The sequence below is a fragment of the Streptomyces sp. NPDC034085 genome, assembly GCF_055575555.1.
On record NZ_JBVISL010000002.1, the window covers coordinates 435,228 to 461,180 of the forward strand.

Genomic DNA, 25,953 nt, shown 5'->3' on the forward strand with positions numbered 1-25,953 from the left:
GGGACCACATCATGGCCACGGAACGCCGCCGCCCCACGTTCGTCCAGGTCGCGACAGCCCTGCAGACCCTGGCGATCTTCTTCCAGGCGGTCACCGCCGGACTCCTGCTGACCTCGTCCCACGGCGAGCTGCTCCACGGCGTCGGGGCGCGCGTGATGTACGGGGCGTCGATGCTGTACGTCCTCGCCGCGGTACTGGCGTGGCGCCCGGGCGGCGGCTCGCCGCGCCCGGTCCTGTACGCGTCCGGCTTCCTCGTCCTCGCCTCGGCCCAGGTCGTGCTGGGCATCGCCCACGTGCCCGCGGTCCACGTCCCCCTGGGCGTCCTGATGTTCGCCCTGAGTGTCCTGGCGCTCTCCCGGCGGGACGCCAAGCCGCGTGCCATATGACCGGAACAACGGCGCGGTTGGTCTTCGGAGCTCACCGCGCTGTTGCTCGGCCCGGCCGGGGTGGCGCAGGCGCACGAGTCACTTCGATTGCACGGGAATGGTTTGGATCCCGTCCCTGAAAGGACAGGGCGCCCGGTCCGGAGCCTGCGCGGTCCCGGACCGGGGCCGTCAGTGGGCGCCGGCCCGTTCCGTGGAGGCGAGGGCGGCGGTGTGGGCGTCCATGCGCTGCGCCGCGAGGATCGCCGCGGCGGTGTCGGCGCGCGAGGCGGCGACGAGCAGGGCGCGGGCGGCGAGGTCGCGGGCGCGGCGGTGCAGCGTGCGGGTGTCGGCACCGTCGGCGAGCGCCGGGTAGGCGACGCGGACGGGCTGGGAGCCGCGCAGGCGGGTCACCTGGGCGGCGATGCGTACGGCGCCGTCGTCGTCGAGGCCGAGTTCGTCGGTGACGGCGAGCAGTGCGGAGAGGTGCCCCGCGAGCTGGATGTCGAGGGCTTCGCCCCGGCTGCTCTGCGGGTAGGTGGCGGCGTCGGTGCGGTTGCCGTCCACTCGGTGGACGACCGACTTTGTGCGGATCGGCTCGTACATGAGGAGGCCTCCTGCTGGGTCAGGAGGCCATCCTACATTGGAACCGGTCTAAGGTTGAGTTGAATCCTGGTAGAGCGGGGCCGGAGCGCCGTCCGCCGGGCCCCGCCAGCCGCTACGGCTGCCCGTACCCGTCCAGGAAGCGCCCGATCCGGGTCACGGCGTCCGCGAGGTCCGTGGCGTTGGGCAGGGTCACGATGCGGAAGTGGTCGGGCTCGGGCCAGTTGAAGCCCGTACCGTGCACGACCATGATCTTCTCGGCCCGCAGCAGGTCCAGGACCATCTGCCGGTCGTCCTTGACCTTGTAGACGGACGGGTCGAGCTTCGGGAAGAGGTACAGGGCGCCCTTGGGCTTCACGCACGTGATGCCCGGGATCTGCGTCAGCAGGTCGTACGCCGTGTCGCGCTGCTCCAGCAGCCTCCCGCCCGGCAGGACCAGGTCCACGATCGACTGCCGCCCGCCCAGCGCGGTGGCGACGGCGTGCTGCGAGGGCATGTTGGCGCACAGCCGCATGTTCGCGAGGATCGTCAGGCCCTCGATGTACGACGAGGCGTGCTTCTTGGGCCCGCAGACCGCCATCCAGCCCGCCCGGAACCCGGCTACGCGGTAGTTCTTCGACAGCCCGTTGAAGGTCAGCGTCAGCAGGTCCGGGGCGATCGCGGCGGTGTTCGTGTGCGTGGTGCCGTCGTAGAGGATCCGGTCGTAGATCTCGTCGGAGCACACGACCAGGTTGTGCCGGCGCGCGATGTCCGTCAGACCCCGCAGCATCTCGTCGCCGTAGACGGCGCCGGTCGGGTTGTTCGGGTTGATGATCACGATCGCGCGGGTGCGGTCGGTGACCTTGCGCTCGATGTCCGCGAGGTCCGGCATCCAGTCGGCCTGCTCGTCGCAGCGGTAGTGCACGGCCGTGCCGCCGGCCAGCGAGACGGAGGCCGTCCACAGCGGGTAGTCCGGGGCGGGGACCAGCACCTCGTCCCCGTCGTCCAGCAGCGCCTGCATCGACATCTGGATCAGCTCGGAGACGCCGTTGCCGAGGTAGATGTCCTCGACGTCCAGGTGGATGCCCTTGGTCTGGTAGTGCTGCATGACCGCGCGCCGCGCCGACAGCAGGCCCTTCGCGTCGCCGTAGCCGTGGGCGTTCCCCAGGTTGCGGAGCATGTCCTCGAGGATCTCCGGCGGGCACTCGAAGCCGAAGGCCGCGGGGTTGCCGGTGTTCAGCTTGAGGATGCGATGACCTGCCGCTTCGAGCCGCATCGCCTCTTCGAGGACGGGTCCGCGGATCTCGTAGCAGACATTGGCGAGTTTCGTTGACTGGATCACCTGCATGACGGGAGCTTACGGGCCCTGCGGCGCGCCCGCTCGGCTGTTCCGGCGGAATTCCACCGAGCGAAATGTCCCACTTCGCGCGATGGCCAGGCGGCGGCCCTGCCCACCCTTTGAAACGGCGGCCGGGGCGCCGTCCGGCCTGCGGAATGGGTGAACGGCCGCGACCGCCGACCGCCCCGGTGTTGCGCTCGTCACCCCCCGGAGGGGGCACCCCCGGGTATCCCCGCGCGACGCCCGGGCCGGTCCCCATCCAGGCGGCGAGGCCCCGGCTCGCCGCCGGCCGGGGGCGTGTGTCCGGGCTCACGGTCCCGGCCCGTGGACCCGGATTGACGGCGCGGGCCCTTTAGGTGAGCCTTACCTTGCTTTGACGCGGCAGACCGAGCCGCGCCCGTCGGTATCCCGGAGCCAGCCGCCATGTCGTCCCCCGCAGCCAGACTCTCCCCCCGCCCCGTCCGCCTGTACGACTCCTGGTGGACCGTCGCGGCGGGGGCCCTGTGCGCACTGGTCGTCCTGGCGGCGGGGCTGTGGTGCTCCCTCCACATGCAGGCCGACGCCTCCATGCACTCGGCCGCGCTCTTCGTGCACCTGGCCTCGCTGGTGCTCGGCTTCGGAGCGGTGCTGTCCGCCGACTACTACGGCCTCCTGTGGGCCACCGGGCGCTGCGGCATCGCGGAGGTGCTCGGCGCGACGTCCCGGCTGCACGTCCCGATCTGGGCCGGCCTGGGGGGCCTCGTGGTGAGCGGCCTGATGCTGCACCCGGACCTCGACTCCCCGCTGACCCTCACCAAGATCGGCCTGGTGGCCCTCCTCACCGTCAACGGCCTCCAGGCGGGCCTGCTGGGCCGCCGCCTCGGATCCGCCACCGCCCCGATCGGCCGCGGCCTCCTCCTCTGGGGCGGCGCCACGGCCCTGGTCTCCCAGGCCTGCTGGTGGGGCGCGGTGGTCATCGGCTTCCTCAACACCAACCGCTGAGCGCACCACCGGCGCGTGGCGCGAGGACCGGCCCCAGACGGCCGCCGGACGCCAAGCCAGGAGGAGCGGGTAGCGATCTGATGCGCGCGTTGCCCCCGGGTCATGCGCATGGGGCCGCATCCGGGAGGTAGCGGAGCCCAGTCCCTCGCGGGTCTGTGACGGGCCCGTCCTTGAACGCTTCCCCCATGCCGTTTCCTCGGGGGCTTCCCGACAGTCTTTGGCATTCCGGGACGGGCCGGTCGGTCAAGGGTGGCCGAGGGCCATCGCGAAGCGACGCGACGAAGGAGCGCCCTTGAGGGACCGGACCGGCACGGAAGGACAGTGGACTGGCGGGCAGCCCCCGGCACACCACCGACCCCCTCAACCGTGCCCCGCCCTCATGCTCCGTCCCGAGATCCGGCCCCCTCCATCACAGCGGCTCGGCCCGCACGGGACGGCACCTCCGTGCCCGCGCGGACATGACACTCGACCCCGGCCCGCCATCCGCCGCCGGGACGCCGTGGCAGCATCGCCCCATGCGCTACCGATACGCCACCGAGGCCGACGCGCCCGCCATGGCCCGGCTGTTCGCCGCCAACCACCATGACGCCCTCACCGCGGAACAGCGCTCCGCGCAGGGCTTCGTGCAGGGGGCCTTCGGCGTCGACGCCCTGCGGGGCATGGCCCGGGACGGGGAGCTGCTGGTGGCCGACGCCGGGCAGGGGCGGGTCGCCGGGCTGCTCGCACTGTCGGTCGCCGCGGACATGGACGACCCGCCGGCGGCGGTCCTCGGGCTGCTGCGGGCGCAGGACGCCCTGACCTGGCACGGGCGGCCCCTCAGCGGGGTGCGGTGGCTGCTGTACGGGCCGGTCGTGGTCGACGCCGCCTTCCGCGGGCACGGCGTGGCCCGGGGCCTGTACGCGAGGGCCGTCGAGGCGTCGGCCGGCCGCGCCGAGGCGCTGGTCGCCTTCATCGAGTCCGGCAACGTGCCGTCCTGGCGGGTCCACGTGGACGCCTTCGGCATGACCCCGCTCGGCGAGTACGCGGCGGCCGGCCGCACCTACACCGCGGTGGCCACCCCAGCCGGGCGACCCCCGGCCCCCTAGGCCCGCACAGCGGCCCGGGCGCCGCCCCACCCGATGCAGTTGCCTTTGAGTCGAGGGGATCGTTGCCCCCCAGCCGGGTCCTCACGCGGGTGAACCGGTCATCGTTGTGCCGGGCGCGAGCCCGGCTCGGGGAGGACGTGCTGGAGGCCGTGTTCCGGCAGGTGGCCGGCCCGCTCGCCACCCCGGCCAATGACGATCGGTCCCTCGGCTCGGGCCGGGCGAGGGCAGTGGCGGCCTCTGGCAGCCCAAGCCCCCCCACGACGGCGGCAAGGGCCGCAGCGCGTCGGGCTGCGGGCTCAGGTCAGCCAATCCAGTCTCGGAATCGGGCGTGTGATGGTCCGCACGCGCCGTCGGCCAAGGCGTCCTCGTAAGCCTGCCTGGCTACGGCTTCCATCTCTTCCGCCGAGGTGCCGGCGGGCACGAGGGCCCCTGAGCCGACCGCTGAGTGGACCGTGCATCGCGGATGGACCGGCTGAACGGCGTACCAGCCGAAGGCGACAACGGCAGCCAGCACGGCCAGGGTGATGAAGCGGCGTCCGGGTGCGTGGAAGAACGGGTTGATCACCTATGGATGGTACGGAGCGTGCCTGACCCGCTGACCCGCTGACCCGCTGACCCGCTGACCCGCTGACCCGCTGACCCGCTGACCCGCTGGCCCGCGCCTCCACTCCGTCACAGACGGGGCAACCATCCCCGCAGCTCTGAGGCAACTGCATGGGCCGCCCCACCCCCGGCCCCCGCACCCCCCGCCTCACCCGCCCCCGCCGGGGCCCGAGGTCCAGCCCCGTTCGCGCAGCCGCTCGAAGCCGTCCAGCAGCAGGTCCAGCGCGAACTCGAACTCGAACTGGTCGTCACAGCCCCCGCCCACCACGGAGTCCCCGTCGTGCGCCGCCGCAGCGGCCAGCTCGGCGATGCGCGGGTAGCGCTCCGCCATCGCCGGGTCCGGGGGCCCGGCGCCGCGTGAGTCGTCGAACAGCTCCTGGCTGAACCCCAGCAGCCGGCTGCCCATCGCGTGCATCACGTGGTGTGTGAGGTCGGCGGAGAAACCGCCGTCCCGGAACGCGCCGATCATCGAGTCCAGGTACTCCAGCACCGCCGGCGTCGGTACGGACCGCGACTCGATCACCCGGTACGCCCAGCGGTGGCCCAGGAGGACCCGCCGGGCCGAGAGGATCCGCTGCCGTACCACGTCCCGCCAGTCGGGGCCGGGCAGCGGCGGGTCGATCCCGCCGAGGACGACGTCCAGCATGCCGTCGAGGAGCTGCTCCTTGTTGGCCACGTGCTTGTAGAGCGCCATCGGGACGACGTCCAGCTCCTGTGCCAGCCGGCGCATGCTCAGCGCGTCGATCCCGCCCTCGTCGGCGAGCGCGACGGCGGCCCGCAGGACGCGCTCCCGGTTCAGCCGCGTCATCGGCCCTCCCTCTCCCTTTCGTCCTTCGTCCTGCTCCCCCTCCTTGACGAGTGTACGGCGTACACCTATGGTTCGGCGCAGCACGAGGTGTACGCCGTACACCTCCCTCTCAGGGGGCAGGGAATGAAGTCGGACAGAAGAACCGCGGTCGTCGCCGGAGTGTTGTTCCTCGTGACGGAGGTCGCCGCCATCGCGGGGGCCGTCCTCTACCAACCGCTCCTCGGGGGCGGCGCGGAAGCGGCGGCCGGCAGCCGGGCGCTGCTCGGCGCGCTGTGCGAGCTGGTCCTGGTGGGCGCCGTGGCCGGCACCGGCGCCGCGCTGTACCCGGTGGTCAGGCGGTGGGGCGAGGGGATGGCCCTCGGATACGTCTGCGCCCGCCTCCTGGAGGCCGCCCTCATCCTCGTCGGCATCGTCGCCGTGCTCGCCCTGGTCACCCTGCGCCGGGACGCGGCGGGCCCGGGTTCGGCCGCCACCGACACGGCGCTGGTGGCCGTCCACGCCTGGACGTTCCTGCTCGGCCCCAACATCGCCCTCGGGGTCAACACGGCCCTGCTGGCCCTGCTGGTGCACCGCTCCCGGCTGGTGCCGCGGCCCATCGCCGTGCTCGGCCTGCTCGGCGGCCCGCTGATCTGCGCTTCGGCCGTCGCCGTGATGTTCGGGCTCTACGCCCAGCTGTCCCTGCCCGGCTCCCTCGCCGCGCTCCCGGTGTTCGCCTGGGAGGTCTCCCTCGCGCTCTGGCTCGTCGTCAAGGGGTTCCGGCACCCACGTGCCGGCGGCTGATCCGCCCCCGGACGGTGCCCGGGGGCGCTCCTTCACCCCTCCACGATCACCAGCGGCAGCTCCCGGGGCCCCGCGAGGACCTGGTAGTCGTCGAAGGGCGGCCACAGCGCCGTCAGCGCCTCCCAGTACGTCTCCCGCTCCACCGCGTTCGCCGTGCGCGCCCAGGCCGCGAAGGTCCGGGGGCCCACCTGGAGGCGGACCTGCGGATGGGCGGCGAGGTTGCGGTACCACGCGGGGTGGCGCCGCCGTCCCCAGCCGGCGGCCACGACCAGGTGGCGGCCCTCGTCCTCGGCGTAGATCAGCGGCGTGCGCACCGCCCGGCCCGTCGCGCGGTCGAGGGTGGTCAGGAGCAGGGTCGGGACCCCGCGCCACAGGTGGCCGTCCGTACCCCCGCTCGCCACGTAGGTCCGGACGTGGTCGAGCCGCGGACCGGGGTGCGGGTCCGTCGGGTGGTCCCAGTCGACGGGGAGCACCCGGGCGACCGGCACGGCAACGCTGTTCATCTGACCTCCGTAGGGCGGCCCCCGGAGCGCTAACGAGCCTTTACCGATTCTGGATGCGCCGGATCCGTAGCGCACGCCCGCAGGTCTGGACGCCCGGTGGTCTGGCGGCACCCCCGAGCCCCCGGCGGGGCCGGAGGTGGCCGGGACACGAATCGGCCACGGCCCGGGGTGCGACCCCGGGCCGTGGCCCAACAGCCTCCGGTCGGCCGACCGCTACGGCAGGAAGCGCTCGATGACCTGCGGACCCTCCTTCTCGATCAGCTTCCGCGCCTTCTCGACCCGCTCCGGAGTCGGGTCGTGGCCGGTCGCCATCACCAGGTCCTCGGGGTCGTACGCGCGCTCCCCACCCGTGAAGAGCCGGTCCGACCGGGTGGGCTGCTCGTTCGGTTCACTGTCCATCGGATACCTCCTACGGTGCCCCCCAGGCCCCCATACTCCGCGCCCGGCCCCATGAACGCACCTCGGGCCGCGGGGACGCCCGGCCATGACACCGGGGAGGGGCCGAACGGCCTCGCCCACGAGGCCGAAGCCGGAGCCACCGCCGCCGCCCGTGGTCCCGGCGCTCCGGCAGAAGGCGTAACCGCCACCCCCGCCGTACGTCCGTCAGACGGCGGCCGCGAGCGTCGCCGCCGCGCCGGCCGCCACGAGCACCCCGCAGATCCACAGGTTGACCACCCGGTGCTCCCAGAACACGGCGACGAACTCGCGCAGGGTGGCGCTCGGCAGGAAGTAGCGGGCCGTCGGCGAGCCGACCACCTGCCCGTTCACCCCCGCCTTGCGGGCCATCATCGCGGCCCGGAAGGCGTGGAAGTTGTTGGTGACGATCACGCACCGGTAGCCCGGGTCGCCCGCCAGCATGATCTCCTTCGAGAACAGCATGTTCTCCTCGGTGGTGCGCGAGCGGTCCTCCAGCACGACGTGCTCCGCCGGCACCCCCTCGGCGATCAGCCAGTCCGCCATCGCCCGCGCCTCCGAGACCCTCTCGTCGGAGCCCTTGCCGCCCGAGGCGAGCAGCACCGGCGGGCGCGAGCCGCGCGCCAGCTGGGCCGCGTGGATCCGCTGCCCCTTGCGCAGGCGCGAGGCCAGCAGCGGCGGCACCCGGTCCCCGCCGACCAGGCCGGAGCCCAGCATGACCACGTGGTCGACGTCCCCGCGGACCTTGATCCGGCCGTAGAGGAAGGCGTACCCGAGGAAGCACAGGAAGAGGAAGGAGACGTAGGCGACGACCAGGGTCAGGGTCGCGGCCATGCCGTTCAGGACGGTCGAGTGGAACTGCGGGACGACGACCAGCAGCGCGATCATCCCGAAGATGCCGAGTCCGGCGAGCATCGACATGAGGTTGGCCGGACTGCGGCCCTCCCTGCGGATCATGGTCACGCCGTTGGCGATCAGGAAGACGCCGATCGCCATGGTGCCGAGCGCGGGCATCGCCAAGGCGACCAGCATGATGCCGAGGGCCGCCCACGGCGGCAGCGCGGTCAGCTGGAAGAGCAGGGCCGCCGAGAGGGATACGAACGTCAGGCCGAACAGCACCGCGTTGCTGAAGCGGCGGCGGTCCTTGAACACGCTGACGCAGAAGGCGAGGAAGAGGAGGGCGGGGAGGAGGAAGGCGGCCATGGCGTTCATCGTATGTGTCAGGTGTGAACGGCCTTTCGGCGTACGCGGCGTACGGACCGTCCTGCCAGGACGTCGGTCCGGGCCCCGTCCCGCATGACGAAGCGTCCGTCGACCAGCACGTACGGGATCCCCGTGGGCAGCGCGCGCGGCCGCTCGTACGTGGACCCGGCCGCGACCGTCTCCGGGTCGAACAGCACCAGGTCGGCGCGGTGGCCCTCGCGGACCAGCCCGCGGTCGGGCAGCCGCAGCCGCGCCGCCGGCCGGCCGGAGAGGTGCGCCACGCACTCCTCCAGGGAGAGGACGCCCAGCTCGCGCACATAGTGCCCGAGGTAGTGCGGGAAGGTGCCGTACGCGCGGGGGTGCGGCTTCGCGCCGTGCAGGATGCCGTCGGAGCCGCCCGTGTGGACCGGGTGGCGCATGATCACCCGGACGTTCTCCTCGTGGCCGACGTGCTGGAGGACGACCGTCCCGAGCCGGTCCCCGAGCAGCAGCCGCCGGGCGGTGGCCCAGCCGTCGAGGCGCCGGCCGACGTGGCCGCCGTACGCGGGGTCGCTCGTCCCCGAGACCTCCACGCTCGCCCAGTCCACCGGGACCCCGTGGCAGCCGTCGGAGCCCTCCACCTCCAGCGCGTACCGGATCCGTTCGGCGGTGTCCTCGTCGCGCAGCCGTGCCAGCAGGGCCTGCGGGCCGCCCTCGTGCGCCCAGCCGGGCAGCAGCGCGGCGAGGGTGGTGCAACCGGGGGTGTACGGGTAGCTGTCGAGGGTGACGTCGGCGCCGTCGGCCAGGGCCGCGTCCAGCAGGGCCAGCAGCTCGGGGGCGCGGCCCCGGTTCTCCCCGAAGTTCATGGTGGCGTGCGCCAGGTGCAGGGCGCAGCCGGCCTCGCGGGCCAGCGTGAGCATCTCGGCGTAGGCGGCGAGCGCGCCGCGCCCGTACGAGCGGTGGTGCGGGCAGTAGTAGCCGCCGTACCGGGCCACGACCTTGCACAGCTCGGTCAGTTCGGCGCCCGAGGCGTACATGCCCGGGGTGTAGGTGAGCCCGGAGGACATGCCGACGGCGCCCTCTTCCATCCCCTCGGCGACCAGCTGCCGCATGCGGGCGAGCTCGGCCGCGGTCGCGGGGCGGTCGTCCCATCCGAGGGCGTACGCGCGCACCGTGCCCTGCGGTACGAGGTAGGCGGCGTTCACGGCGATGCCCCGTCCGCCGTGGGCGCGGTCCAGCCGGTCCAGGTACTCCCCGACGGTGCGCCAGTCGAAGTCGACGTCCTCTCCCGGGCCGTTCCAGCCGGCGATCGCGGTCCGCACCCCGGCCAGGGTCCGCTCGTCGGCGGGCGCGTACGACAGGCCGTCCTGGCCGAGGACTTCGAGGGTGACGCCTTGGGCGGCCTTGGCGCCGTGGTCCGGGTCGCGCAGCAGCGCCAGGTCGCTGTGGGCGTGCATGTCCACGAACCCGGGGGCCAGGGCGAGCCCGTGCGCGTCGACGGTGTGCCGCCCGCCGGCCCGGATCCGGCCGATGGCGGCGATCCGGCCCTCGTGCACGGCGACGTCCGCGGTGTACGAGGGCCCGCCCGTGCCGTCGACGACGCGGGCGCCCCGGATGACGAGGTCCACGGCTAGAAGAACGTCCGGACGTAGTCGCCGACCGTGCCGTCGGCCTCCACGACCGGGATCAGCGGCCACTTCTCGAAGATGGTGCAGGGGTGCGACATGCCGAGCGCGACCCAGTCGCCGACCTGCACGTCCTCGGCGGAGTCCGTCTCCAGCCAGGCGTGCTGGTCGGACAGCTTGACCACCCGGATCCCGGTGGCGGGCCGCTCGGTGCCGTCGAGGGCGTCGCGGACCAGCTCGGCCTCCGGGAGGCCGAGGTCGTAGGCGACGTCGCGCTTGCCGGCGTTGACGAAGGCCTGGGTGGGGGAGGGGCGGGAGACGACCTGCGTCCACAGCCGGAAGGCGGGGCGCAGCCCTCCCTCCTCGGGGACCCGGTTGAAGGGGGTGAGGCGGCCGTACCAGCCGTGGTCGTGGGAGACGTACGCGCCGGAGCGCAGCAGCCGCAGCGTGGGCCGGGACAGCTCGGGCAGCTCCCCGAACACGTCGGCGACGGCGTCGAACCAGGCCGATCCGCCGGCGCTGACGACGATCTCCTCGACGTCGGGGCCGAACCGCCCGGCCTTGTCGAACTCGACGGCGAGGCCGGTGAGCCGGCGCAGCCAGGCGTGCACGCGCTCGGAGTCGGCCCCGGGGACCTCGGCCTCGTAGCCGGCGACGCCGACGAGGCGCAGGGTGGCGGTGGCGGCGACGGCGTCGGCCACCGCCCGGCAGTCCTCGTCGGTACGCGCCCCGGTGCGGCCCCCTTCGCCGCCGCCGAGCTCGACGACCACGTCCAGGACGGCGCCCTGCCCCCGCAGGGCCCGGTCCATGAGGGCGACCCCGCGCACGGAGTCGACGTAGCAGACGAACCGGAAGCCGGGGTCGGCGGCGAGCTCGGCGGCGACCCAGCGCAGGGCGGCGGGGTCGACGAGCTCGTTGGCGAGGAAGATGCGCGGGATCCCGAAGGCCCGGTAGACCCGCGCCTGGTGGGGCACGGCGGCGGTGATGCCCCAGGCGCCGTGCTCGAGCTGCCGCTCGAAGAGCTGGGGGGCCATGCAGGTCTTGCCGTGGGGCGCGAAGGCGAGGCCGTGGCGGGCGGCGTACGTGCCGAGCGCGGTGAGGTTGTGCGCGAGCGCGTCCGCGTCGAGGGTGAGGAGGGGGGTGGTGAACCCGCCGGTGTGGAGGTCGCGCCGCTGGGCCGCGAGTTCCCCGACGGTGAGGCCCGCCGCCTGGGCGTCCGGGGGGAGCCCCTTGAAGCGGTGGTCGACGGGGTCATCGGCGAGCCGGCGGACTGCGTCGCTGCCCATGGGGTCCTCCTGGGGTGGTGCGGCTGTGCTGCGCGTGGTGCCTGTGGTCTAACACCCGGGGGGACGAGGGTCAACGTTCCCCCGGTTCCGCCGGGAGCGCCGACGGGCGCCGTGCTCGGGAACCGGTCGAGCGGACGCCCCGTGCACCCCGCACCGCTGACACCATCAGCCGGGGGAACACCCCCACGACCGACCCCGACCCGGAGGACACCCGTGAGCGAGAAGACCGCCGTCACCCCCGACTCCCACCCCGCGCCGCCCGCGAAGTTCTCGCACGGCGTCCGCAAGGGCAACATCCTCCAGGTCGCCGGTCAGGTCGGCTACCTGCCGCACGTCGAGGGGAAGGCGCCCGCCACGGCCGGGCCGACGCTGCGCGAGCAGACCCTCCAGACGCTGGAGAACGTCCGCTCCGTGCTGGAGGCGGGCGGCGCGGACTGGGACGACGTGATGATGATCCGCGTCTACCTGACCGACACCGGCCACTTCGCCGAGATGAACGAGATCTACAACGCCTACTTCGAGGAGCAGGGCCTCAAGGAGGCGCCGGCCGCCCGCACTACGGTGTACGTGGGCCTCCCGGCCGGCCTGCTGATCGAGATCGACGCCCTCGCGGTACTGGCCTGACCCCGAGGCCGGCGCGGGTGAGGGGCGCCCCCCTGGCGGTGGGGCGCCCCGGCCCGTCCGGCCGTTACGCCGGCGGGCAGTACTGGGCTTCCTTGCCGATCGAGCGGTACATGCAGTCCGCGTTCTCCAGCAGCTGGAGCACCGCGTCCCGGTTGCGCGCCGTCTCGCGGTCGATGACCTCGTCGGGCGGGTAGAAGCCGCCTCCGCCGTTCGCGGGGTACATCTCGAAGGTGTAGGCGAAGATCTTCTGGTCGCCCCACAGCCAGTCGTCGATCGTGCCGTCGGTGATGTACAGGTCGCTCGACTGCTCGGGCGTGTAGCCGTTGCTGGCCGCCATGCTCGTGCCGATCTTCTTGTACGCGGCGAGGTCGTCGGCCGTCAGGCCCGGCGCGGTGTCGTTGTACGTCCAGCCGAAGGGCCAGAGCACCAGCTCGCTGTACGTGTGGAAGTCGATTGCCGCCGTGATCTGCTGCTTGCCGCCGACGACCCGGCTGCGCACGAAGTCGGAGACCACCTTCACCTCGGGTGCGGAGGCCGCCGCCGGCCCGCGGTAGGTCTCGGAGCCCTTGCTGCTGCTGGAGCCGCCGCAGCAGCCCCACTTGTAGTCCCAGTTGCGGTTGAGGTCGGTTCCGACGTACGAGGAGCCGCTGTTGGGCTGGCGGTTCTTGCGCCAGGAGCGGTAGGAGCCGGTGGCGATGTCGTACTCGCCGCCGTCGGGGTTGAGGTCCGGGACGATCCAGATCTCCCGGCCGTTGATCATGTTCGTGACCCGGGAGTCGGTGCCGTACTTCGAGCCGAACTCCTTGAGCAGGTACAGGGCCATTTCCACGGTCAGGTGCTCGCGCGCGTGCTGGTGGGCGGTGAACAGCACCTCGGGCTCGGCCTCGTCGGTGGCGACGTTGTCACTGATCTTGATCGCCACGAGGTCGCGGCCCTGGTACGACTTCCCGATGACCCGCTTGCTCATGATCCCGGGGTACTGGGCGATGCGCTGGTCGATCTCCGCGTTCGCCTCGGCGTAGTTGTGGTAGCGGGAGTCGGCCGAGGGGAAGTCCATCGGGGCCGCCGCGACGCCCCGCTCGCTGCGGTCCGGCGGCCCGGGCAGGGCGGTCAGCGTGTAGCCCAGCGCGCGCAGACTCCTGGCCTGCGCGGGGTCGGCGCTGACCACGACCGAGCGGGCGTCCACCTCGTCGATCGAGACCCCGGTGCGCAGCAGGGCCGTGCGTTCGGCGGCCGTGGAGGGGCCCTGGATCTCGTACTGGACGACGGCCTCGTCGAGGGTGGCGGTCGAGGGGCTGGGCGGGGGTGCTGCCGTCGCGCTCATGCCGTAGGCGGGTGCGCCGAGCGCGAGCGCCAGCAGGGCCGCGGTGACGGCGGCCCTTCGGCGGTGGTGGAGCCGCATGCGTTCTCCTGGGTGGGAGTGTGGGGGTAGCCGTGCGGACGCGCACAGCGTGCTCTCGTGGCATGTCCCGGTCAATGACCCCGTGTGCGCACCGGACCGAATCAGCCACCCCCACACCTCTACCGCCTACGGCAGTCCGTGGACCTTGGGACCCACCGCGTTGGACCAGGCGCCACCCGCCTTGGCGTCCCAGTTGGTCGACCAGGTCATCGCCCCGCGCAGCGACGGGTAGGTCTTCGACGGCTTGAAGGACCCGCAGTTCGTGCCCCTGGCCAGGCAGTCGAGGGCGTTGTTGACGACCGTGGGGGAGACGTAGCCGCTGCCCGCGCCGCTCGGCGAGGCCGGCACCCCGATGCCCACCTGCGAGGGGTCGAGACCGCCCTCCAGCTGGATGCAGGCCAGTGCGGTCAGGAAGTCGACCGAGCCCTGGGAGTAGACCTTGCCGTCGCAGCCGTTCATCGCGCCGCTGTTGTAGTACTGCATGTTCACGACCGTCAGGATGTCCTTCACGGCCAGCGCGGTCTTGAAGTACCCGCCCTGCGTGGACTGCATGTCGATGGTCTGCGGGGCCATGGTCAGGACCAGGGAGGGGCCCGCCTTCGCCGACAGCGCGCGCAGGGCCTGCGTCATGTACGTCGGGTTGAGGCCGTTCTCCAGGTCGATGTCGATCCCGCTGAAGCCGTACTCCTGCATCAGCGCCCAGGCGGAGTCGGCCAGGTTGGCCGCGGAGGCGGAGTCATTGACCGAGATCGTGCCCTTCTCGCCGCCGATGGAGAGGACGACCGACTTGCCGGCCGCCTTCTTCGCCGCGACGTCCGCCTTGAACTGCGCCACCGTGTAGCCGCCGAGCCCCGCCGAGTCGAGGTGGAAGGCGATGGCGCCCGGCGTGGCCGTGGCGTCGGCGAAGGAGACGGCGATGATGTCGTACTGGGCGGAGACGTCGGAGAGCCGCTGGACGGTCGCCCCGTTGTCGAAGTTCTGCCAGTAGCCCGTCAGCGCGTGCCGGGGCACCGAGGGGTTCGGGTTCGGGCCGCCGCCCCCGGTGGTGGTACCGGTCACGGGCGCCGACTTCGGACCCTCGCCGGCCGCGTTGTACGCGCTCACCTGGAAGGAGTACGAGGTGCCGGCCGCCAGTCCGGTGACTGCGGCCCGGGTGGCACCCGTCACCGTCTGGACGCGCACCCCGTCCTGGTAGACGTGGTAACCGGCCGCCCCGGCGACCGCGTTCCACGAAAGGGTGAGGCCGCTCTGGCTCTGGCCGGAAACGGCGGCCCCCGAGGGCGCGCCCGGCAGGCCCGGTCCGGGATCGGTGGGGCCGCCGCCGTCGGGGCCGAAGACGCTGAACTCGTCGGCGAAGTAGGCCGGCTGGCCGTACCAGCCGTGGGTGTGGACGGTGACCCGGGTGGTGGCGGGCCCGGTGGTGAAGGTGGTCGACAGCTTCTGCCAGCCGCCGCCCGTGCCGGGCGTCCAGGTGGAGACGTCCTGGGTGCCGGTGCCGGTCGCGCCCAGGTAGACGTACGAGCCCTGCACCTGGGCGCTGAGCGTGTACGTGGAATTCGGCTTGACCGTGACGGTCTGGCTGCACCGGGCGTTGTCCGAGCCGGCCGGGGTCGCCTTCAGGGCGCCCGCCCCCGTGTGGACCGGGGAGGAGACGGAGGCGCCGCTGCCGTTCGAGCAGGACCAGTCGGCGAGACCGGACTCGAAGCCGCCGTTGCGGGCGACGTTGACGTCGGCGGCCTGGGCGGGGCCCGCCGCGAGGGCGGTCAGCCCGCCGGCGGTGAGGGTGGCCGCGCCCAGCAGGGCGAGGGAGCGTATGCGGTTCACGTGGGCTCCGTGGGGGGAGGAAGGGGAGAAGCGGAAGGGGGAGGAGCGGACGGGGAGTGGGGTCTCCGGGACCGAAAGCCGGCGCCAGCCAAGTTGGTCCAGACCAATCCCCGTGTCAAGAGTGTTTGCAATGTGGCTTGAAATGCTCGGAGCGCCCTTCCCTGTTGTCCGGGTTTTCCGCCTCCTGTGACAGGTGCTCACCGAGCGGGAATCTCCAAGCCCCTGCCCTGTCAGGGGTGACGCGGATATGGTGCTGGGGCAAGGGGGAAGAGCGTCGATCGTTTGCGGTCGCGCAGCATACGCGCGTACGCGAAGGCCGGTCGACGGCGGGCCGACGGGCGCCGCGCAGAGGGTGAACGGGGGGATCCGCGTGCCGACCGCCATCGCTGTCACCAGTGCCGATCTGGTGCTGCCGGCCCCCGACCGGCACACCCCGGGCGCCGCCGTACTGCGCCCGCCGGCCGATGCCGACCTGGAGGCCTCGCTCGCCGAGACCGCCGCCCTGCTGGAGCGGCACGGCCACCTCGTGGCCGTCGTACCGCCCTGGCTGCCGCCCGCCACCGTCCGCCGGCTGCGCACGGTGCGGGCCATCCTGGAGACCGACCGGATCGCGCTCCTCGACGTCGACCTCCCGCCGCTGGGCACCGCCGTGCTGGTGCGTCAGCTGCGCCAGCTCACCGTCTGCGACTTCAGCCCGGGCGTGATCGCCTCCGCCGCCCGGCTGCTGTCCCACTACGTCTACGCGGGCGCCCTGCTCGGCAGCGTCGCCAAGCTCGACCGGGTGCCGGTCGGGCTGAAGGCGCACGCCCGCTCCTGGTCGCCCGGCGCCCAGTTCGCCGTACTGGCCCACCCCTCCCCGCACCTGGCCCGGCTCGGCAACCCCGGCGCGGCCGGGGTGCTGCCGCCCGGGCCCGCCTTCGCCACGCACCTGACGTTCGCGCGCGGCCAGCTGGCCTCCGACTGGGTGACGGCCGAACTGGCCCCCGCCTGGCAGGTGCAGGGCGTCATGGAGAACCCGCTCCCCGCCGACTCCGCCCGCTGGTGGGCCACCCCCAAGCTCGTCGAGTTCGCCGCCGCCATCCCCGACGTCTCCGTGCTCCACCAGCTGGTCGCCTCGGTCCGCCGCGAGCAGTGCGGCTGGTGCGGCCTCGAGCTCATCGGCGACCGCTGCGGCTTCTGCGCCGCCCCCCTGGCCGCACCCCCGCCCGAGGTGCCCGCCGCCCGCTCCGGATCCGGATCCTGACCGCCCGAACGAACGAAGAACGGCGAGGTAGTACGGCCCATGAACTCACGCCAGCGCCGCGGCGTCATCCTGCTGCTCCTGTCGGTCCTGTGCGCCCTCGCCGCCTTCGCCGGGGTCCTCGTCGTGATCGGCGACGTCAACTCCAAGGTCGGGAACGAGGTCGTCGCGTACCGCGTCAAGGGCGACATCGCGCCGTACAGCGCGCTCACGGCCGGCCAGTTCGAAGAGGTGAAGGTCCCCGAGCGGTGGCTGTCCGACACCGCCGTCGACGACCTCGGCGCGCTCCAGGGCAAGATCGCGCTCACCACCCTGAAGAAGGGCTCCCTGCTCCAGAGCGACATGTTCGTGGACAAACCGCAGCTCCAGGCGGGGGAGCAGGAGATCGCCATCATGATCGACGCGGCCACCGGCGTGGCCGGCAAGATCACCTCCGGGGCCAAGGTCAACATCATCGCCACCTTCAAGGGCGCCAAGGAGACCGACCCCTCCCGCTCGGTGATCATCGTCGCCAACGCCCGCGTCCTGGGGGTCGGCAAGCTCACCGCCCTCGACAAGGACAGCGACCGCAAGGGCCCCGCCGAGGCCGTGCCGATCACCTTCGCCCTGAACACGAAGGACACCCAGCGCGTCGCCTACGCCGAGTCCTTCGCGGAGCACGTCCGGCTGGCCCTGGTGGCCCCCGGCACCGACTCGGCCCCCGGCCCGGCCGACCGCACGTACACCCTCGACGGGGACAAGTGAGGCGCGGATGACCACTCGAATCCTCCCCGCGGCCGGCGACCCGGACGCCGCCCGCTCCATCGTGGCCCTGCTCAGCCAGCTGCCGGACGCCGAGCCCGCCCCTCCCGTCCCCGACTCCACCTCCCTCCTCGACGTGCTGGGCCGCCTCGCCGCCGAGTCCGTCGACGAGCTCCCCGAGGTCGTCCTGGTCCACGAGCGGATCGGGCCCGTCCCCGCCCTGGAGCTCATCCGCGAAGTCGCCCTGCGCTTCCCGGCGGTGGGCGTGGTCCTGCTCTCCTCCGACGCCGGCCCGGGCCTGTTCTCCGCCGCGATGGACTCCGGCGCGCGGGGCCTGATCAGCCTGCCCCTCTCGTACGAGGAGCTCGCCGCCCGCGTCCAGGCCGCCGCCCTGTGGGCCGTCGGCGTACGCCGCCACCTGGGCGGGGGCGCGCAGGCGTTCTCCGGCCCGGGCGGCCGGGTCGTCACCGTGACCGGCGCCAAGGGCGGCGTCGGCGCCACCTTCACCGCCGTCCAGTTCGCGCTCGCGGCGGCCGCCTCGGGGCGGCGCACGGCACTGGTGGACCTCGACCTCCAGGCCGGGGACGTCGGCTCCTACCTCGACGTGCAGTTCCGCCGCTCCATCGCCGACCTCGCCGGCATCCAGGACATCTCGCCCCGGGTCCTCCAGGACGCCGTGTACGAGGACCGCACCGGCCTCGCGCTGCTGCTGGCCCCGGCGGAGGGGGAGCGGGGCGAGGAGGTGGACGAGCGGGCGGCCCGGCACGTCATCGGAGCCCTGCGCGCCCGCTACGAGCTGGTCGTCATCGACTGCGGCACCCAGGTGACCGGCGCCAACGCCGCGGCCGTGGAACAGGCCGACGTGGCCGTCCTGGTCACCACCCCGGACGTGGTCTCCGTACGGGCCACCAAGCGGATGGTCCGGATGTGGGAGCGGCTCCAGGTGCGCAAGGCCGAGGACACGGCGGTGATGGTGAACCGCTGGAGCAAGCACACCGAGATCCAGCCCTCGCTGATCGAGAAGATCACCAGGACCCGGGCCGTGCGCACCCCGGTCCCCGCCGCCTTCAAGGAACTCCAGGCCGTCGTGGACGCGGGGCGGGTGCAGGACCTCGACAACCGCTCCACGGTGAAGCAGGCCCTGTGGGCGGTGGCCGGCGAGCTGGGCCTGCTGTCGGCGCCGGACAAGGCACCGGTTCCGGCCGGCCGGGCGGGGGCCGGCGCGGGCTCCGCCCTGGCCGTCCGGGCGGCCGGCCCGGTCGCCCGGCTGCGGCGCGGCCGGGAGGGCTGAGCCGTGCCGGCGCGCGGGTCCGTGCGGGAGGACCGGGACCGGGGGCAGGTGGCCCTGGAGTTCGTGGGCATGGTGCCGCTGATCCTGCTGCTCGTGGCGGCGGTGTGGGAGTGCGTGCTGATCGGCTACGCGTTCTCCCTGGCCGGCAACGCGGCGGACGAGGCGGCGCGGGCGGGCGCGGTCCACGGGGACGCCGGGTCCTGCGAGGCGGCCGCCGGCGAGCACATCGGGGGCGCGTGGGGCATGGAGGCGGACTGCGGCCGGTCCGGGGACATCTACACGGCGACGGTCAAGCTCAAGATTCCCGTCTTCTATCCGGGCCTGAACTTCGGCGGGATCACCGGTAAGGGCGGAGCCGCGATGGAACGGGAGGAGTGACATGAAACGGTGCTCCGACCGGGGCCAGGTCGCCCTGGAGTACATCGGCTTCGTGCCGATCCTGCTGTTCGTCGCGCTGTGCGGGATCCAGCTGGGCTGGGTGGCGTACGCGGAGGAGCAGGCGGGCACGGCCGCTCGTACCGCGGCCCGCGCGGAGGCCCGCCACAAGGGCCGCGGCGAGGCGGCCGGTACGGCCGCCATCAGCGGAGGCCTGGCGTCGACGGCCACCTTCGCCTGGTCCAACTCGGACGACGCCGTCCGCGTGACCGTCACCCTCACCGCCAACTCCATCATCCCCGGACTCGGCGCCCACAGCGCAACGGCCACCGCCGTGATGCCCAACGACGACCCGAACGGAGACCGCCCATGAGCCTGCGTTCCCGGGTCAACACCCCCGACGACCGCCACGGCCCCCGCGAGGACGGCCGGCTGGTCTCCTCCTACCGCGCCAAGCTGCTGGAGGAGATCGACCTCGCCGAGATGTCCGCGCTCGCGCCCGCCGAGCGCCGGGCGCGCCTGGAGCGCGTCCTCGGGCACATCATCAGCCGCGAGGGCCCCGTCCTCTCCACCGCCGAACGAGCCCAGCTGATCCGCCGCGTCGTGGACGAGGCGCTCGGGCTCGGCGTGCTCGAACCGCTCCTCGAGGACGCCTCCATCTCCGAGATCATGGTCAACGGGCCCGACCAGATCTTCGTCGAGCGCTCCGGCCGCGTCGAGCAGCTCCCGATCCGCTTCGCCTCGCACGAGCAGCTGATGCAGACCATCGAGCGCATCGTCTCCACCGTCAACCGCCGGGTGGACGAGGCCAACCCGATGGTCGACGCGCGCCTGCCCAGCGGGGAGCGCGTCAACGTCATCATCCCGCCGCTCTCGCTCACCGGCGCGACCCTCACCATCCGCCGCTTCCCGCGCGCCTTCACCCTGACCGAGATGATCGCCCTCGGCTCCCTGGACGAGCAGATGCTGCTCCTGCTCTCCGGGCTGGTCCAGGCGAAGATGAACCTGATCGTCTCGGGCGCCACCGGCACCGGCAAGACCACCCTCCTCAACGCCCTCTCCGGGCTGATCCCCGAGGGCGAGCGCGTCATCACCATCGAGGACTCCGCCGAGCTCCAGCTCCAGCAGGCGCACGTCATCCGGCTCGAATCCCGCCCCGCGAACGTGGAGGGCAAGGGACAGATCACCATCCGCGACCTCGTACGCAACTCCCTGCGCATGCGCCCCGACCGCATCATCGTCGGCGAGGTGCGCGGCGGCGAGACCCTCGACATGCTCCAGGCGATGTCCACCGGCCACGACGGCTCCCTCGCCACCGTCCACGCCAACAGCTCGCAGGACGCCCTGATGCGCCTCCAGACGCTCGCCTCCATGTCGGAGGTCGAGATCCCCTTCGAAGCGCTCCAGGACCAGATCAACAGCGCCGTCAACGTCATCGTGCAGCTCACCCGCTTCGGCGACGGCTCGCGCCGCATCACGGAGATCTCCATCCTCGACTCCCACGGCCGCGAGCCGTTCCGGATCACCACCGTCTGCCGTTACGTCGCCCAGCCCATGGGCGCCGACGGGCGCGTGCACGGCTACTTCGCCTACGCCCCGCTGCCCCGCCGGATCGCGGAGCGCCTCTACATGAGCAACCAGCCCATCCCCCAGGCCTTCGGCGTCGCCCCGGAGGACCACCTCGACCCGCTGACCTCCCGGACCGTCCTGTGACCCACCTCGTCCTCCTCACCCTCGGCGCCACCCTGCTGGCGGGTCTGCTCGTGTCCCTCGGGGTGCACGCGTACGCGGCCGGGCTCGCCCAGCGCGCCGCCCTCGTCGAACGCCTCTCCGCGGAGGGCGCGGCGGAGCCCGCCGGCCGGCGGCGCCGCTTCCAGGGCGTCGACCGGCGCCTGCGCGGGACGGGGCTCGGCCGGCGGATCGAGCTGAAGCTCGCGACGACCGGCCTGGACCTGACCCCGGGCGAGTTCCTCGTCTACGTGCTGATGGCGGTCGCCGGGACATGGCTCGTCGCGGCCTCCCTCCTGGCGCCGTTCTTCGGGCCGGTCGCGGGCCTGATCGGGCTGTGGGCCGCCAACGCCTTCCTCAACTGGCAGCGGGCCCGGCGCACGGAGCGGTTCATCAACCAGCTGCCCGAGCTGGCCCGGATCCTCGCCAACGCCACCCAGGCCGGGCTCGCCCTGCGCACCGCCATCGGGATCGCGGCGGAGGAGCTGGAGGCCCCGGCGGGGGAGGAGCTCTCCCGGGTCGCGGACCGGCTCGCGGTCGGCCACTCCATCGAGGAGGCCCTCGGGGAGATCGTGGAGCGGCTCCCGTCGCGCGAACTGGTCGTCCTCGTCTCCACCCTCGTCCTGTCGGCGCGGGCGGGCGGCGCCATCGTCGGCAGCCTGCGCAACCTCACCGTCACCCTGGAACAGCGCAAGGAGACGCGCCGGGAGATCCGTACGCAGCTCTCGCAGGTCACCGTGACCGCGTACCTCGTCCCGGCCATCGGGCTGGGCTCGCTGCTGCTGGTCGACATGATGATGCCGGGCGCGCTGGACCGGATGACCGGGGCCCTGATCGGCCAGACGGCGGTGCTGGTCGCGCTCGGCCTCTTCACGCTCGGGTTCATCCTCATCCGCCGCCTCTCGAAGATCGACGTCTGAGGGGCCGGCCGCAGCGATGAACACCTACCTCCCCCTCCTCCTGGCCCTCGCCGCCGCCCTCTCCGTCTTCGGGATCCTGTACGGCGTCCGGCTCTACCGCGCCGACGTCAAACTCCCGACCGACCTCGCGCTCGCCCTGGAGGTCGGCGCGACCCGTACGACGGCCGTCGGCTCGGCCGTGGACCGCCTCGGCATCCGCTGGGCGCCGCTGGTGCTGCGGCTGATGGGGCCCAAGCAGGTGGCCCGCAAGCGCCGCCAGATCGACATGGCGGGCAACCCGGCCGGCCTCACCATCGACCGGTACGCCGCCCGGCGCGCGGTGTACGGCTTCCTCGGCGGCCTCGGCGCCCTGGCCATGCTGATGAACGACAAGCTCGTCCCCGCCCTCCTCATGATCGCCTTCGGGCTGTTCTGGATCGAGGCCGGCCTGTGGTCGGCGATCCGGATCCGCCGCGACAACATCGAGCGGACCCTGCCCGACTTCCTCGACGTCCTCGCGGTCGTCGTCAGCGCGGGGCTCGGCTTCCGGCAGGCGCTGGAGCGGGTGGCGGGCAAGTACGAGGGGCCCTGGGCGGACGAGGTCCGCATCACCCTCCAGCAGATGGACATGGGCGTCAGCCGCCGCCAGGCCTTCGACGAGCTGCGCCGCCGCAACGACAGCGAGCAGGTCGCCCAGTTCGTGACCGCCCTCCAGCAGGGCGAGGAGCTGGGCTCCCCCATCGTGGACACCCTCATCGCCATCGCCGAGGACATGCGGCGCACGGACGCCCAGAACGCCCGCCGGCGCGCCGCCCGCGCCGTCCCGAAGGCCACCTTCGCGGTGACGATGTTCATGCTGCCGGGGACGCTGATCCTCCTCGTCTGCGGCTTCGTCTACGGCGCGAACGTCGACTTCGGCGCGCTGTTGGGGGGCGGCTGAGCCATGCGCCTGGAAGCCAACGCCCTCCAGGCCCTGTGCCGCCAGGTGTTCGCGGTACGGCTGGTCATGATCCCCCTGGGCGCACCGCCGGCCCTGGGGCGGACGGCGCCCGGCATCCCGACGTACCTGGTCGGCGGGGCCGTCCTCGGCACCTTCATGCTCTCCTACCTCCTGTTCCGCGACTGGGAGCGCTTCGGGCCGCTGCTGCTGCGCCACCGGTGGCTGCTGGCCGCCGACATGGCGGTGGGCGCGCTGCTGCTGGTCACCGCCACGCCCTCGTCCCCGCTGGGGCTGGTGGCCCTGGGCACCCCGCTCCTGGCGGGACTGGTGTACGGCTGGCGCGGCTCGGCGCTGTTCGCGGCGGCGCAGACGGTGGTGGTGGCGGCCCTCGGCGGCGGCCTGGTCCTGTCCCTCCTCTGCGTCCTGGCGGGGGCGGCCGGCTCCTCCGTGCGCGACTTCCTCTTCCGCTTGTCCGAGACCCGGGCGCGGCTGGCGGCGGCGGAAGCGGTCCGGGAGGAGCGGGAGCGGATGGCGCGGGAGATGCACGACTCGGTGTCGAAGACCCTGCACGGCCTCGCGCTGACCGCTGACGCGCTGTCCCGCACCTCGGACCCCGCCGTCCTCAGGGAGCAGGCCGCACTGGTGGCCGCGGCGGCCCGCCGCGCGGCCTCCGAGTCGCGGGCCCTGCTGACGGACCTGCGGGCCGTGGAGGTCCCGCTGCTGCCGGCCCTGCGCGCCCTGGACGCGGAGGTCCGGGTGACGGGGGCGCTGCCCGCGCTCCCCCCGAGGGTGGCCGGGCACATCCTGTCGGTGGCCGCGGAGGCGGTGGAGAACGTACGCCGCCACGCGGAGGCCACGGAAACCCTGCTGACGGTGTCGGTGACCGGCACGCACCTCACCCTGTCGGTGGAGGACGACGGCCGCGGCCTGCCGCCGCAGCCGCCCTCGGGGGCCCACTTCGGCGTGCTCGGCATGACGGAACGCGCGGCGGCGATCGGAGCCGCCCTCTCGCTGGGCCCCCGCCCGGCCGGCCGCCCGGGCACCCGTGTCCGTCTCTCGCTCCCGCTGGAGGGGATCCGATGACCCCGATCGACATCCTGATCGCCGACGACAACCCGGTCGTCCGGGCGGGCCTGCGCACCCTGCTGGCCACGGCCGAGGGCCTCCGGGTGGTCGCGGAGGCCCGCGACGGCCGGGAGGCCCTGCACCTGACGCGGCTGCACGCCCCGGACGTGATCCTGCTGGACGTACGGATGCCGGGGGTGGACGGCATCTCGGCCCTGCCGCACCTGGTGTGCCGGGCGCCGGTCCTGATGCTGACGTACAGCCAGGAGGCCGATTCCGTCCGCGAGGCCCTGCTCCTGGGGGCGGGCGGCTACCTCGTCCACGGCGAGTTCACCGCGGAGGAACTGATCCGCGCGGTCCACGACGTCCGCGACGGCCGCGCCCACTTCACCCCGACGGCGGCGACGGCGGTCCTGGCAGAACTCCGGTCCTCTTCGCAAACGCAACGTTCTGTGGGACAGTCGACGGAGCGCATGCACAACTCCGTTGTGTTCGGGCTCAGTTCGCGAGAGGTGGAGATCATGGACCTGATCGCGTCCGGCATGAACAACCAGCAGATCGCCGGCGCCTGCTTCATCAGCGAGAAGACGGTCAAGAACCACATCAACCGCATCTTCGCGAAGCTCCAGAGCACCACCCGCAGCGAGGCGATAGCCCGCTGGCTGGGAACCGCCCGTCCAGGAGTGACCGGTCATGGGTAGACGGAGTACGCAATGGGTCCGTATTTGGGCCCCGGGACCCTTGGTTATCGCTCGTCACTCCGCGTACATTCCGCCCATCAACAGCGGCACCGGCCCGGGAGGGAACCCCCATGTTGCAGAACACCCTGGCGAGGATGCGGAAGCGGTACGCGGACAAGGGCGCGAGGGATCGTGGACAGACGGCGTTCGAGTACCTGGGGATCATCCTGGTGGTCGTGGTGATCATCGGCGCGATCGTGGGCACGGGTATCGGGCAGGCCATCACGAACAAGATCACCACTGCGGTCGCAAGTATTACCGCAGGGAAGTGAGGCTGAAGGGGCTGCGGGACGAGCGGGGGCAGGCATTCCCTGTCTATATCGTCGTGCTGGCAGGTCTGCTATTCGCTGCCCTGGCCTTCTTTGTCGTGGGTCAGGCAGGGGTGACGCGAAGCAATGCGCAAGGGGCTGCCGATGCGGCTGCCCTCGCAGCCGCGGGTGAGGCTAGGGACAATGCCTTTTCGGGGCTCGATTTGCTCAGGCTCAAGCCCGCGGATTGGGTCAAGCTTGTGGACGGAGGCCTTCTCGCAGGCAAAGGAGCCTGCGCCAGGGCAGATGAGTTCGCCGCTCTGAACGACGCCACTGTGGAGTGTGAGGTGGCCATCCCAGTGGTCACGGTCACGGTGACAACCAAGGGGACCGTCGGAAAGTCGGTGGTGCCAGGTACTGAGAGCGTCCACGCAAAGGCCACGGCCAAGGCTCGTATCAAGCCCCGTTGCTCACTGGAATCCGCACCGGTTCCCTCGTCACCCGTGCCGCCCCCGAGCCCGACGCCGATGCCAAGCCCGAGCTCCACACCGGGGCCAGGAAGCGTCACATTCGTCTGTGGCGGGGAGTCGCTCGCTTTGGATCTGGCCGATCCCGGCCCGCTGAACAAGCTGGCGAGGACGCTCTTCACGGTTCGACTGGTCGATTGACACGTACACGAGAAAAGGAATCTGCGTAGATGAGCACTCGGCACTCGGTGAAGGTTCGCGGGGGAGCGACTGCCGTGGCTGCGGCCGTTCTGGCGATCACGGTGGCGGGTTGCGGCGGAGGAGACGAGAAGCCCAAGGGTTCCCAGGATCCGTCGTCGGCGCAGGCGCAGGGAGAAACGCCGAAATCGCAGGCCCCGAACGGTGCGCCCCAGCCTGCTCCGACGGAGGTGCTTGCCACGGTCAACGGTGAGCAAGGTATGACTCTCACCATCAATTCCGCCGTGCGCGATGCAGGCGGCTTCCTCACGATCAGCGGGCAGTTCAAGAACACCGGTACTCAGGCATTCGGTAGTACCGCTGCGTGGCGGGGCAACGAACTCAACAGCAGCGGGTCCTCCGTCGCGGGTGTAACACTCGTCGACAAGGCGGGCAAGAAGCGCTACTACGTATTGCGGGACACGGATGGCAGGTGTCTTTGTACGACGGGCCTGACTCTCATCGAGGCCGGTCAGACAGTGCCGTTCTTCGCCCAGTTCCCCGTGCCGCCTACCAGCACGAACCAAGTCGACTTCAACATGCCCACCTTCGCCACGGCCACCGTCAAACTCTCCGGGTGAC

The 25,953-nt window shown here is 72.5% G+C and carries 29 protein-coding genes; 18 read left to right on the forward strand and 11 right to left on the reverse strand.

Translation table 11 applies throughout. The features are described from left to right. Positions 1-11: 11 nt before the first annotated feature. Complete coding sequence (locus ACZ501_RS07230; protein ID WP_361601931.1) at positions 12-386, forward strand: hypothetical protein; 375 nt, start codon at positions 12-14, stop codon at positions 384-386. A gap of 168 nt (positions 387-554) precedes the next feature. On the opposite strand, the gene ACZ501_RS07235 is transcribed toward ACZ501_RS07230, so the two are convergent. Continuing rightward, entirely contained in the window at positions 555-968 is a 414-nt protein-coding gene (locus tag ACZ501_RS07235; protein ID WP_361601933.1) for an SCO4983 family protein, read from the reverse strand. A 112-nt stretch (positions 969-1,080) separates the two neighbouring features. Continuing rightward, positions 1,081-2,292, reverse strand: a complete 1,212-nt coding sequence (locus ACZ501_RS07240; protein ID WP_468793188.1) for a pyridoxal phosphate-dependent aminotransferase — start codon at positions 2,290-2,292, stop codon at positions 1,081-1,083. 414 nt (positions 2,293-2,706) lie between these two features. Here ACZ501_RS07240 and ACZ501_RS07245 point away from each other — a divergent pair, with 414 nt between their 5' ends. Beyond that, complete coding sequence (locus ACZ501_RS07245) at positions 2,707-3,264, forward strand: hypothetical protein (RefSeq protein WP_361601939.1); 558 nt, start codon at positions 2,707-2,709, stop codon at positions 3,262-3,264. Between the two features lie 515 nt (positions 3,265-3,779). After that, positions 3,780-4,349 (forward strand): GNAT family N-acetyltransferase, encoded by a 570-nt coding sequence (locus tag ACZ501_RS07250; RefSeq protein WP_361601942.1) that lies wholly within the window; start codon positions 3,780-3,782, stop codon positions 4,347-4,349. Between the two features lie 301 nt (positions 4,350-4,650). Here the strand turns inward: ACZ501_RS07250 and ACZ501_RS07255 are convergent, their stop codons facing one another. Both ACZ501_RS07255 and ACZ501_RS07260 read right to left on the reverse strand, forming a co-directional pair. Then, positions 4,651-4,914 (reverse strand): hypothetical protein, encoded by a 264-nt coding sequence (locus tag ACZ501_RS07255; RefSeq protein ID WP_361601945.1) that lies wholly within the window; start codon positions 4,912-4,914, stop codon positions 4,651-4,653. Positions 4,915-5,100: 186 nt separating this feature from the next. Then, complete coding sequence (locus tag ACZ501_RS07260) at positions 5,101-5,760, reverse strand: TetR/AcrR family transcriptional regulator C-terminal domain-containing protein (RefSeq protein WP_468793190.1); 660 nt, start codon at positions 5,758-5,760, stop codon at positions 5,101-5,103. Positions 5,761-5,883: 123 nt separating this feature from the next. Here ACZ501_RS07260 and ACZ501_RS07265 point away from each other — a divergent pair, with 123 nt between their 5' ends. Then, a complete protein-coding gene (locus tag ACZ501_RS07265) occupies positions 5,884-6,540 on the forward strand; it encodes a DUF4386 domain-containing protein (RefSeq protein ID WP_468793191.1) in 657 nt (218 codons plus the stop codon). A gap of 32 nt (positions 6,541-6,572) precedes the next feature. Here ACZ501_RS07265 and ACZ501_RS07270 read toward each other — a convergent pair whose 3' ends face one another. The 5 genes from ACZ501_RS07270 to ACZ501_RS07290 form a co-directional block, all read right to left on the reverse strand. Next, positions 6,573-7,043, reverse strand: coding sequence for a nitroreductase/quinone reductase family protein (locus ACZ501_RS07270; RefSeq protein ID WP_361601954.1), 471 nt, complete (start codon positions 7,041-7,043; stop codon positions 6,573-6,575). A gap of 213 nt (positions 7,044-7,256) precedes the next feature. Further along, positions 7,257-7,442: a hypothetical protein gene (locus tag ACZ501_RS07275; RefSeq protein WP_361598000.1), complete on the reverse strand. Its 186-nt coding sequence runs from the start codon at positions 7,440-7,442 to the stop codon at positions 7,257-7,259. Between the two features lie 204 nt (positions 7,443-7,646). After that, positions 7,647-8,660, reverse strand: a complete 1,014-nt coding sequence (locus ACZ501_RS07280; RefSeq protein WP_468793193.1) for a YdcF family protein — start codon at positions 8,658-8,660, stop codon at positions 7,647-7,649. A 17-nt stretch (positions 8,661-8,677) separates the two neighbouring features. Then, positions 8,678-10,267, reverse strand: coding sequence for an N-acyl-D-amino-acid deacylase family protein (locus ACZ501_RS07285; protein WP_468793194.1), 1,590 nt, complete (start codon positions 10,265-10,267; stop codon positions 8,678-8,680). A 2-nt stretch (positions 10,268-10,269) separates the two neighbouring features. Further along, positions 10,270-11,550 (reverse strand): alanine racemase, encoded by a 1,281-nt coding sequence (locus ACZ501_RS07290; protein ID WP_468793197.1) that lies wholly within the window; start codon positions 11,548-11,550, stop codon positions 10,270-10,272. 213 nt (positions 11,551-11,763) lie between these two features. On the opposite strand from ACZ501_RS07290, the gene ACZ501_RS07295 reads away from it, so the two are divergent. Beyond that, a complete protein-coding gene (locus ACZ501_RS07295) occupies positions 11,764-12,174 on the forward strand; it encodes a RidA family protein (protein WP_468793199.1) in 411 nt (136 codons plus the stop codon). 64 nt (positions 12,175-12,238) lie between these two features. Here ACZ501_RS07295 and ACZ501_RS07300 read toward each other — a convergent pair whose 3' ends face one another. Continuing rightward, positions 12,239-13,576 carry a M14 family metallopeptidase gene (locus ACZ501_RS07300; protein WP_361598015.1) on the reverse strand — a complete coding sequence of 446 codons (1,338 nt, stop codon included), beginning with the start codon at positions 13,574-13,576 and terminating at the stop codon, positions 12,239-12,241. Between the two features lie 126 nt (positions 13,577-13,702). Continuing rightward, positions 13,703-15,400, reverse strand: a complete 1,698-nt coding sequence (locus tag ACZ501_RS07305) for a chitinase (protein ID WP_468793200.1) — start codon at positions 15,398-15,400, stop codon at positions 13,703-13,705. 370 nt (positions 15,401-15,770) lie between these two features. Between ACZ501_RS07305 and ACZ501_RS07310 the strand changes: the two genes are divergently transcribed. The 13 genes from ACZ501_RS07310 (at position 15,771) to ACZ501_RS07370 (ending at position 25,952) form a co-directional block, all read left to right on the forward strand. After that, entirely contained in the window at positions 15,771-16,643 is an 873-nt protein-coding gene (locus ACZ501_RS07310) for a hypothetical protein (RefSeq protein WP_468793202.1), read from the forward strand. A gap of 39 nt (positions 16,644-16,682) precedes the next feature. Beyond that, entirely contained in the window at positions 16,683-17,384 is a 702-nt protein-coding gene (cpaB, locus tag ACZ501_RS07315; RefSeq protein WP_361598024.1) for a Flp pilus assembly protein CpaB, read from the forward strand. Between the two features lie 7 nt (positions 17,385-17,391). After that, positions 17,392-18,672 carry a CpaE/TadZ family protein gene (locus tag ACZ501_RS07320; protein ID WP_362455373.1) on the forward strand — a complete coding sequence of 427 codons (1,281 nt, stop codon included), beginning with the start codon at positions 17,392-17,394 and terminating at the stop codon, positions 18,670-18,672. A gap of 3 nt (positions 18,673-18,675) precedes the next feature. Then, positions 18,676-19,050 carry a TadE/TadG family type IV pilus assembly protein gene (locus ACZ501_RS07325; RefSeq protein ID WP_361598030.1) on the forward strand — a complete coding sequence of 125 codons (375 nt, stop codon included), beginning with the start codon at positions 18,676-18,678 and terminating at the stop codon, positions 19,048-19,050. A 1-nt stretch (position 19,051) separates the two neighbouring features. Then, entirely contained in the window at positions 19,052-19,420 is a 369-nt protein-coding gene (locus tag ACZ501_RS07330; RefSeq protein ID WP_468793204.1) for a TadE/TadG family type IV pilus assembly protein, read from the forward strand. Continuing rightward, positions 19,417-20,760, forward strand: a complete 1,344-nt coding sequence (locus ACZ501_RS07335) for a CpaF family protein (protein ID WP_468793205.1) — start codon at positions 19,417-19,419, stop codon at positions 20,758-20,760. The genes ACZ501_RS07330 and ACZ501_RS07335 overlap by 4 nt, the downstream gene beginning before the upstream one ends. Next, positions 20,757-21,695, forward strand: a complete 939-nt coding sequence (locus tag ACZ501_RS07340) for a type II secretion system F family protein (RefSeq protein ID WP_361598039.1) — start codon at positions 20,757-20,759, stop codon at positions 21,693-21,695. The genes ACZ501_RS07335 and ACZ501_RS07340 overlap by 4 nt, the downstream gene beginning before the upstream one ends. A 16-nt stretch (positions 21,696-21,711) precedes the next feature. After that, positions 21,712-22,614, forward strand: coding sequence for a DUF5936 domain-containing protein (locus tag ACZ501_RS07345; RefSeq protein WP_361598042.1), 903 nt, complete (start codon positions 21,712-21,714; stop codon positions 22,612-22,614). Between the two features lie 3 nt (positions 22,615-22,617). Further along, positions 22,618-23,697 carry a sensor histidine kinase gene (locus tag ACZ501_RS07350; protein WP_362455379.1) on the forward strand — a complete coding sequence of 360 codons (1,080 nt, stop codon included), beginning with the start codon at positions 22,618-22,620 and terminating at the stop codon, positions 23,695-23,697. Then, on the forward strand, positions 23,694-24,380 hold the full coding sequence (locus ACZ501_RS07355) for a response regulator (protein WP_468793207.1): 687 nt from the start codon (positions 23,694-23,696) through the stop codon (positions 24,378-24,380). The genes ACZ501_RS07350 and ACZ501_RS07355 overlap by 4 nt, the downstream gene beginning before the upstream one ends. 110 nt (positions 24,381-24,490) lie before the next feature. Further along, positions 24,491-24,691: a hypothetical protein gene (locus ACZ501_RS07360; protein WP_468793209.1), complete on the forward strand. Its 201-nt coding sequence runs from the start codon at positions 24,491-24,493 to the stop codon at positions 24,689-24,691. Then, positions 24,688-25,335: a pilus assembly protein TadG-related protein gene (locus ACZ501_RS07365; RefSeq protein ID WP_468793210.1), complete on the forward strand. Its 648-nt coding sequence runs from the start codon at positions 24,688-24,690 to the stop codon at positions 25,333-25,335. The genes ACZ501_RS07360 and ACZ501_RS07365 overlap by 4 nt, the downstream gene beginning before the upstream one ends. Positions 25,336-25,364: 29 nt before the next feature. Next, positions 25,365-25,952, forward strand: a complete 588-nt coding sequence (locus ACZ501_RS07370) for a hypothetical protein (protein ID WP_468793213.1) — start codon at positions 25,365-25,367, stop codon at positions 25,950-25,952. Position 25,953 lies beyond the last annotated feature (1 nt).